Below are 602 nucleotides of genomic sequence, written 5' to 3' on the forward strand. Positions count from 1 at the left end.
TTAATATTATTGGTTCACACCAAGGATAACGCTCGACTTCTTTTTGGCATCCCCCTTCATGCTATTTCCAATATTTACTTATATAAGGTGGCTTGGGCTTGTCCAACACTTCGGATAGGTGTCGGCTTCGCGACACATATCCTTATTTGTTATATCACGTTGCTCTTTGATGCTTGACAATATATGCGCTAATTTTTCTTTCGTTTTTTTAATAGGTAATTGTTGAGATAAATCTACCTCACCATTACTTACTGCTGCTTCAATAGATTTTTCCATTTTTTGGCAGGCACGTTGAAATGCCACTTGATTGCCCTTGGATAGTTTTTCATAACAAGAGCTGTAGAAGTCATTGTAAATATCTACTTGTCTATATTTATAAATATCGTTATCTAATCTATCTAATAAAGCGTGCGCTTTTGAAAATCCTTCAAATATTTTATGAGGCTCATTTTCCTTCATTGTAACCAATAAGTGTAACTGTAGTGGTCAACAAATACTAGCCACGGTTTTAGAGGTTAACCAATATAATCGTTCTGATTCATTCGGTGTTAATCCGCCATTATATTGATGTGGTCGTAATTGGCTGTAATAACCAATAATAT

At 34.9% G+C, this 602-nt stretch carries 1 protein-coding gene; it reads right to left on the bottom strand.

Annotated features, from left to right (window positions below; translation table 11 throughout):
- Positions 1-78: 78 nt before the first annotated feature.
- The gene (locus C9J40_RS21880) at positions 79-459 is read right to left on the bottom strand and encodes a hypothetical protein (RefSeq protein ID WP_107247970.1); all 381 of its coding nucleotides are present in this window, start codon (positions 457-459) and stop codon (positions 79-81) included.
- Between the last annotated feature and the right edge of the window lie 143 nt (positions 460-602).

Source organism: Photobacterium sp. GB-72 (genome assembly GCF_003026095.1).
GTDB lineage: Bacteria > Pseudomonadota > Gammaproteobacteria > Enterobacterales > Vibrionaceae > Photobacterium.

Bases quoted from the DNA above. Each gene is read 5' to 3' on its own strand.
- C9J40_RS21880 (WP_107247970.1), bottom strand. From the start codon at position 459: ATGAAGGAAAATGAGCCTCATAAAATATTTGAAGGATTTTCAAAAGCG.